This is a genomic window from Collinsella sp. AM17-1 (assembly GCF_003470665.1).
GTDB lineage: Bacteria > Actinomycetota > Coriobacteriia > Coriobacteriales > Coriobacteriaceae > Collinsella.
Genome location: NZ_QRJZ01000033.1, coordinates 1 through 8,315, shown reverse-complemented (window position 1 = coordinate 8,315; position 8,315 = coordinate 1). Strand labels below are relative to the sequence as shown.

Genomic DNA, 8,315 nt, shown 5'->3' with positions numbered 1-8,315 from the left:
CCATGCGCGCAAAAGTGCGTCTCGGCAATCTGGGGCCCGTCCCCTTTAGTATTTATAAATATGCAGGTCAGCGAGGTGCTAGCGATGTGCTAGCGGATGCGCCGCCAGATAGACCTCGGTCAGTTGCGTTCGGTCGACATGCGTGTAGACCTGCGTGGTCGAAATATCGGCATGGCCCAAAATCTCCTGCAGCACACGCAGGTCGGCACCGCCCGCGAGCATGTGGGTGGCAAAGGAGTGGCGCAAGGTATGGGGATGGAGCCCCACCAGCCCCACCTGACGCCCATACCGCTCGCATATCGCATGCACGGCCTGGCGCGACAGGCGACGTCCGTTCTTATTTAAAAAGACCGCCGAGGTCTCGGTTCCGCGGGCATGGGCCGCCAAGCGAGAACGTCCCTCAGTTACATAGAGCGTCAGAGCTCGCGCCGCGCTTCCCACCAGTGGGGACAGGCGTTCCTTTGAGCCCTTACCGCGAACGAGTACAAAGCCATCGTCAATATGGATATCGCCCACATCGAGCCCAACCAGCTCACTCACACGCAAACCGCATCCGTAGAGCACTTCCAAGATGGCATGGTCGCGCAGTCCCATCTCGCCCTCGGGAAAGTCTTGATCGAGCAGCGCCGAGACATCCTCCACCGATAGATACTCCGGCAAACGCTCAGCCTTTTTAGGCAGGCGCAACGCCGCCGTCGGGTTTTGGGCCACGGCTCCATCGCGCACCAAAAAGGCATGCAGGCCCTTCACGGCAGCAAGCGCGCGCTCCACCGAGGCGTCGGAATAGCCTCCGCCGCGGCGATCGGCGACAAAGCCCTCCACGACCTGACGGGTCACCTCTTCAAAAGACACAATACCCGCCCGCTCCAGATAGGCGCAGTACGTCGTCAGGTCACGACGATAGGCCACAATCGTGTTGCGCGCCAAGCCCCGCTCGACCGCGAGGTAATCGAGATACTCCCCCGCCGCCACGGCGAGCGACGAGGGAGTAGCTTCGGTATGTTCCTTATTCGCCGGCACCCTTAGTCCGTAGCGAGGTTCATGGGCGTCACCTGCAGACGGTCGACACCCTCGTGCTGGCCGATCGAAGCGCGCACGAACTCTCGGAACAGCGGCTGCGGATTAGTCGGACGGCTCTTGAACTCGGGGTGAGCCTGGGTTGCCACATACCACGGATGCACGTCGCGCGGCAGCTCGACCATCTCGACCAGGCGCTCGTCGGGCGAGAGGCCAGAGATAACCAAGCCGGCATCCTCGAGCTGGTCGCGGAAGGCGTTGTTGAACTCAAAGCGGTGACGGTGACGCTCGTAGACGAGTTCCTCGCCATATGCCTCGCGAGCAAGGGTATCGGCGGCGAGCTTGCACGGATAGGCGCCCAGGCGCATGGTGCCGCCCTTCTCGGTCACGTCCTCCTGCGAGCTCATCAGATCGATGACGCTAAACGGGCCGTCCGGATCGAACTCAGAGGAGCTGGCGCCGGCAAGGCCGACGACGTTGCGGGCGAACTCGCACACGGCGACCTGCATACCCAGGCAAATGCCCAGATACGGAATCTTGTGCTCACGGGCAAACTCGGCCGCGAGGATCTTGCCCTCCAGGGCGCGCTTGCCAAAGCCGCCGGGGACCAGGATGCCCGAGGCGTCGCCCAGAACCTCAGAGACATTCTGCTCGTCGAGGCTCTCGCCGTCGACCAGCTGGACGTCCACATGGCGATCGTAGAAGACGCCCGCATGGTGCAGGGCCTCGATAACCGACAGGTACGCATCGGGCAGCTGCGTGTACTTACCCACGACGGCAATCTTAACCTTATCGGCGTGATGGTTGGCATGGTTCTGCTTACGCAGGAACTCATTCCACTCGCTCATGTCGCGCTCACGCGGGTCCAGGCCCAGGCGCTCGCAAATACGCAGGTCAAAGTCCTGCTCGGCAAGCAGCTGCGGCACGTCGTAGATGCTCGCGCAGTCCTCATTGGTAAAGACGCAATCGGTGTCGACGTCGCAGAAGCTTGCGATCTTTCCGCGGATAGCGTCATCGATATGGTGGTCGGAGCGCAGCACGATGATATCGGGCTGGATGCCAAAGCTGCGGAGCTCCTTGACGGAATGCTGCGTGGGCTTGGTCTTGACCTCGTGGGCGGCGGCAATATAGGGAACGAGCGACACGTGGATGTAGCAGACGTTCTCGGAGCCGGCCTCCTTGCGGTACTGACGGATGGCCTCGACAAACGGTTGGGACTCGATGTCGCCGATCGTGCCGCCCAGCTCGGTGATGACTACATCGGAGCCGGTCTGCTCCTCGATGCGGCGAAACTTGTCCTTAATGGCATTGGTGACGTGAGGAATCACCTGCACGGTACCGCCCAAAAAGTCGCCGCGACGCTCGCGGGCGATTAGGCTTTTGTAGATGGCACCGGTCGTAAAGTTGGAATCGCGGGTCAGGTTCTCATCAATAAAGCGCTCGTAATGACCCAGGTCCAGGTCGGACTCGTAACCATCCTCGGTTACAAAGACCTCACCATGCTGGAACGGGCTCATGGTACCGGGGTCGACGTTCAGATACGGGTCGGCCTTCTGCATCGTTACTTTGTAGCCACGCGACTTGAGCAGACGGCCCAGCGAGGCCGCGGTGATACCCTTGCCCAGGGACGAAACCACGCCACCGGTTACGAACACATGCTTGGTCATATTGAGTTACCTGCGCTTCCCGTAGAAGTTGTTTATCCACATCTTACGGGTCTTCATTGTAATACTCGCGCCGCGGACCGTCCGCAATTTTTCTCGCGTGCGATTGCATTTCTCAATCTTGAAACAAAACGCCGCCCGGTTTCCCAGGCGGCGTCACTATGGCAAGGGTTACATGCTGCTATCGATCAGCAACCTCGTCCTCAAGCATTTCTTGAACGAGCATGCCGGTACGGACGCCCTCAAGATACCACTCACCACGTTCGGTGAGGCAAATGCCATTTGCAAGCTGACCGCCGTCGTCGCTATAACGCGAGACGACATCAATCATACCTTCGGAATCCAAGCGATCGATTGCGGCGCGGGCACGATACGGCGAAACCCCCACGCGCTCGGCAAGCGTTTTGCGCGAGAAACCATACGGCCCGCCATTGTCTTCGGTTTGCTGGTCGATCTCCATCAACACCAGCACCTCGACACGCTTCATATCGTTGACACTCGCACGACCCTTGCCCGCCATAGCAGCCTCCTCAAACCGAGCACGAGCATCTAACGCGCCGTGCGCGACCGACACACCTCACGATGGCAGGTAATATCCATCATGCGGCATCCCGCTAAGGATGAAACAGTTACGGTTATTGTATACCGCTCAAATTGTTTCTAGGCAGGTAAACGGCTATTTTTCGCCGAAATAGGCACTTTATTGATCAAAAAGCCGTACCGGGCGCTAACCCGATACGGCCAAACTGCAATGCAATTACCGCGGTGCTTCAAACTTAGCGATGGAAGAAACCGCGGCGCTCGAACTTGGGCTCGCAGCACACGTTGATACCCAGTTTGCGCAGTACCGTCTCGTCCGTCGGCGAGATGATCACGCTAAAGAAGGCATCGCAACCGCGCAACTGCTCCAGGCCCGAAAGGACGCGAGCGGCCGTCTCACTCGTGGCCGAGGTGATCGACAGCGCCATAAGCGTCTCGTCGGTGTGGAGGCGCGGGTTTTTGCTACCCAGGAAATGCGTCTTGAGCTTGCTGATGGGCTCGATCGCCTCATCGCTAATGACCTCGAGCTCAAGGTCGACGCCCGAGACATGCTTGAGGGCGTTCATAATGAGCGAACTTGCGGCGCCCAGGCGCGTGGAGGTCTTACCGGTCACCACGGAGCCATCGGGCATGACCATGGCACCCACGGGACCACCCGTCAGCTGTTCCCTGGTGAGGGCCGCCGAGCGTGCCGGTGAGTAGTTCTTATCGATGCCGGCTTTCTTCATAATAATCTTGAGACGGTCGACTTGCTCATCGCCCACGCCGGTACGGCGCACATTTTCGACCGCGGTAAAGTAGCGGCGAACGATCTCCATCTTGGAAGCGTCGCGGCAGGCATCGTCATCGGTGATGGCAAAGCCGACCATATTGACGCCCATGTCCGTGGGGCTCTGGTAGGGGCTCTTGCCCAGGATCTTTTCCATCAGAGCACGGACCACCGGGAAGGCCTCGACGTCGCGGTTGTAGTTGACCGTGGTCTTGTTGTAGGCCTCCAAGTGGAAGGAGTCGATGATATTGGCATCGTCGAGGTCGGCCGTGGCGGCCTCGTAGGCAATATTGACCGGATGCGTAAGGGGCAGATTCCAAACCGGGAAGGTCTCGAATTTGGCATAGCCGGCGGCCGTGCCATGCTTGTGCTCGTGATAGAGCTGAGACAGGCAAGTAGCGAGCTTGCCCGAGCCAGGGCCGGGCGCCGTCACGACAACGAGCGGTCGGGTGGTCTCGACAAACTCGTTCTTGCCATAGCCGTCGTCGGACACAATCAGATCGACATCGTGCGGATACCCCTCGATGGGATAGTGCAGCTTGGCGGGAATACCGAGCGCGTTCAGGCGGTTGCGGAACACATCGGCAGCGGGCTGTCCAGCGTACTGGGTGATGACCACGGCCGCGACAGCAAAGCCGTTGCCGCGGAACAGGTCAACCAGGCGCAGCACATCCTCGTCATAGGTAATGCCAAGGTCACCACGAGCCTTGTTTTTCTCGATGTGGTTCGCGTTGATCGCGATGATAACCTCGACATCGTCGGCGATGCTTTTGAGCATGCGGAACTTGCTGTCCGGCTCAAAACCCGGTAGCACGCGGCTGGCATGATAGTCATCGAACAGCTTGCCGCCAAACTCCAAATACAGCTTGCCGCCAAACTGCGAGATGCGCTCCTTAATGTGAGCAGCCTGCAGCTCGATATACTTCGCGTTGTCGAAACCCTGGCGCATGTATGGCTCCCGTCCCGTTTCGTAAATTAAGTTCCTACGCGATTATAACGGAGCCTGCCCTCCCCGATGCCCAGGCCATCAACAGGCACCAACCAAACACGCCATCGATAAGTTGCGGTGAAATAGCTCCTGTTTAACCCCTCAAGACGGCCAAACGGGAACTATTCCACCGCAACTTCCCCTTTTGGCGCAAAGTAACCTGACCCCTTTGCACCAACAGCAGAAACGTCGCGGGCAGAGAACGGACAGCGAACAGACACCAGAGCGAGCAAGCCGCCCCCTGCGCCAACAATAGCAGCGCCGCAGGTTGAGCATAAGTCAGCGAAAGCCCACCAGAGCGAGCAAGGTGACGTGAAAGAGGAGGGCATAGGCCTTTTGGCCATGCCCGACGATTGAACGTCAGATTGCCGCTCTGGCGGGCTTGCAGCGTCGAGTGGTTCCGGCGTTTGGTAAAACGCCGGAACACAAGAGCGCCCCCTCCCGCGCACGGAACGGGAGGGGGCCAAAGGTAGGAGTCTACCGGTGGGGTTACCCCACCGGACAGACGATGACCAGGTGATCCGTTATAGGATCGTCATGGTTTCCGTGGGGTACCCAAGGGGTACTTAGAGCATCACGCAAGCGACGGTCAGGATGATGGCGCAGACGACGGAGAGAGCGACGATGAGCTTAAGAGCAAACTTGAGCCAGGTCGTCCACTCGATCTTGGCCAGGGCAAGACCGCCCATGATGGCGCCGGAGGTCGGGGTGAACAGGTTCACGACGCCGATGGCGGCGGAGAAGATCATGACCATGACCTCGGGCGAGAAGCCGAGCTTAACAGCCAGCGGTCCCATGATGGGCATGGAGACAGTAGCCATACCGGAGGTCGAGGGGATCAGGAAGGACAGGCCGAAGTAGACCAGGAAGCTCATGGGAGCGAAGATCACGCCGGACAGGCCAGCCAGAGCATTGGCGGCAGCGTCGAGGACGTAGACGTCGAGGCCGGTGCTAGCCATGAGGACGGAGATACCACGGGCGAGGGCGATGACGAGGACAACGGACATCATGTCGGCAGCGCCGGTGATGAAGGTGTTGACGATCTGCTTCTCGGACAGGCCGCCGATAATACCGATCAGGACAGCCATGAGGAAGAACCAGGTGGAAGCCTCGTCGAAGTACCACTGACCAATGGGCAGGCCGGTGATCAGGGCAGACCAGCCCTGAACGATGGCGTTACCGTCGGCGTCATAGATAGCGCCAGCATCGAAGAAGTTGGCGACGCCCTCGTTAAGGTCGGCCAGCGGGATGAAGCCGACGATCATGACGACGAAGGTGAAGGCAAAGGCGATCAGAACACCCTTCTGACGACCGGTGAGCTTGACCTCCTTGTGAACCTCGGAAGCAGCCTTGCCGTGAGCCTCTTCGGCGTCCTTGAGCTCCTGCATCGAAAGGATGGTGGAACCCTTGTCAGCCTTGACCTTCTTGGCATAGCTCATGACGAAGAAGATGGACATGGCGGTGGTAACAATCCACAGGACGGCACCGAGGCCGATGATGATGGACTGGTTGACCTCAATGCCAACGCCGGTCAGAGCGTCGACGGCAGCGCCGACGGCAAACGGGTTAACCGTGGAGCCGAGGCAGCCGCAGCCAGCGCCGAGCAGGACGGTTGCAGCGCCGACCATGGGGTCGAAGCCAGCAGCCATCATGGTAGCGGCGAGCAGGGCGTAGAAGGGAACGGTCTCCTCGCACATACCATAGGTGGTACCACCGAGGGAGAAGATGAGCATCAGCACGGGAATGAGCATGATCTCATTGCCCTTAAGCTTCTGCACCAGAACGGCAATGCCGTTGTCCAGGGCGCCGGTCTCGGTCATCATGCCGAGGAAGCCGCCGAGGATCATAACGAAGAGGCAGACGGGCAGAGCGTCAGCGAAGCCCTTGACCGGGGCGGTGCAGAAATCGCTCAAGCGGGCAGCGGTAACCGCGCCACCGGACGTACCGGAGACGATAACGGTAACAACCGCGACGATTGCCAGCAGAGCAAGAAGAATGGTGAACGATGAAGGCATACCGCGCTTTTTCTTAGCGGTCTCAGTCATAGTTCTCATCCCCCCTTCATAAATCATTTACTGATCTCGCCCGAAGCGGCTCTTCCGTGCCGTGCATGTCGTTCGGTGCGAGATTTTTACCAGACAAAAGTGCTCGGGGTGCGCAGCAATGCACCCCGAGCGAGATGCTAGATGCTCTTACTTGAGCGTAGCGTACATGACAGCCTTGATGGTGTGCATGCGGTTCTCGGCCTCGTCGAAGACCTTGGAAGCGGGGCTCTCGAAGACCTCGTCGGTGACCTCCTGCTCGGTGATGCCGAACTGCTCGCACTTCTCGGCGCCAATCGTGGTGTTGGTGTCGTGGAAGCTGGGCAGGCAGTGCAGGAAGATGGCACCCGGGTTGGCCATAGCCATGACCTCGGAGGTAACGCGATACGGGGTGAGCTGAGCGATGCGCTCGGCCCAGACCTCGTCGGGCTCGCCCATGGAGACCCAAACGTCGGTGTAGAGAACGTCGGCACCGGTGACGCCGTCCTTGACGTCGGTGGTCAGCTTGATGGTGCAGCCGTTGGCCTCGGCGATGGGCTTGCAGGCCTCGATGACGTCGTCAGCGGGCATGCACTCCTCGGGGCCGCAGGCCACGAAGTTCATGCCGAGCTTGGAGCAGACAACCATGAGGGAGCGAGCGACGTTGTTCTTGCAGTCGCCCATGAAGACGAGGGTCTTGCCCTTGATGTCGTAGTTGAAGTTCTCCTGGACGGTCAGGATGTCGGCGAGCATCTGGGTGGGGTGCCACTCAGTGGTCAGGCCGTTCCACACGGGCACGCCGGACTTAGCGGCGAGCTCCTCGACGTCGTCCTGGGCAAAGCCGCGGAACTCGATGCCGTCATACATGCGGCCGAGAACGCGAGCGGTGTCCTCGATGGACTCCTTCTTGCCCATCTGGGACGAACCGGGATCGAGGTAGGTAACGCCCATGCCCAGGTCCATGCCGCCGACCTCGAAGGCGCAGCGGGTACGAGTGGAGGTCTTCTGGAAGAGCAGGACGATGTTCTTGCCCTCGAGATAGCGGTGCGGAACGCCAGCACGCTTCATGTCCTTGAAGTTCTTGGAGAGCTTGAGCAGGTACTCAATCTCCTCGGTGGTGAGGTCGAGGAGCTTGAGGAAGCTACGGCCGGAGAGGTTAACACCCATGGTTCGTTTCCTTTCGAAAAAGTGAATTACTAAAAAGTGGTGCCCGTTTGACGGGCGAAACCGGTGCGGTTGTAGGGGGACCGCACCGGAACCGTTAAAACCTTAGAGGTCCTCGCGCCAGAAGGGCATGCTCATGCAGCGCGGGCCGC

6 protein-coding genes are annotated in these 8,315 nt (G+C 59.7%); all 6 read right to left on the bottom strand.

Annotated features, from left to right (window positions below):
• Nucleotides 1–78: 78 nt before the first annotated feature.
• Nucleotides 79–1,020, bottom strand: a complete 942-nt coding sequence (gene xerD, locus DW195_RS10130) for a site-specific tyrosine recombinase XerD (protein WP_199407928.1) — start codon at nt 1,018–1,020, stop codon at nt 79–81.
• A 2-nt stretch (nt 1,021–1,022) separates the two neighbouring features.
• Nucleotides 1,023–2,684 carry a CTP synthase gene (locus DW195_RS10125; RefSeq protein ID WP_117635384.1) on the bottom strand — a complete coding sequence of 554 codons (1,662 nt, stop codon included), beginning with the start codon at nt 2,682–2,684 and terminating at the stop codon, nt 1,023–1,025.
• 178 nt (nt 2,685–2,862) lie between these two features.
• Nucleotides 2,863–3,201 (bottom strand): hypothetical protein, encoded by a 339-nt coding sequence (locus DW195_RS10120; RefSeq protein WP_040358312.1) that lies wholly within the window; start codon nt 3,199–3,201, stop codon nt 2,863–2,865.
• Between the two features lie 256 nt (nt 3,202–3,457).
• Nucleotides 3,458–4,939 (bottom strand): DUF1846 domain-containing protein, encoded by a 1,482-nt coding sequence (locus DW195_RS10115; protein WP_006234276.1) that lies wholly within the window; start codon nt 4,937–4,939, stop codon nt 3,458–3,460.
• A gap of 605 nt (nt 4,940–5,544) precedes the next feature.
• Nucleotides 5,545–7,032: a YfcC family protein gene (locus DW195_RS10110; protein ID WP_370215228.1), complete on the bottom strand. Its 1,488-nt coding sequence runs from the start codon at nt 7,030–7,032 to the stop codon at nt 5,545–5,547.
• A gap of 138 nt (nt 7,033–7,170) precedes the next feature.
• Nucleotides 7,171–8,166 carry an ornithine carbamoyltransferase gene (gene argF / locus DW195_RS10105; protein WP_117584234.1) on the bottom strand — a complete coding sequence of 332 codons (996 nt, stop codon included), beginning with the start codon at nt 8,164–8,166 and terminating at the stop codon, nt 7,171–7,173.
• Nucleotides 8,167–8,315 lie beyond the last annotated feature (149 nt).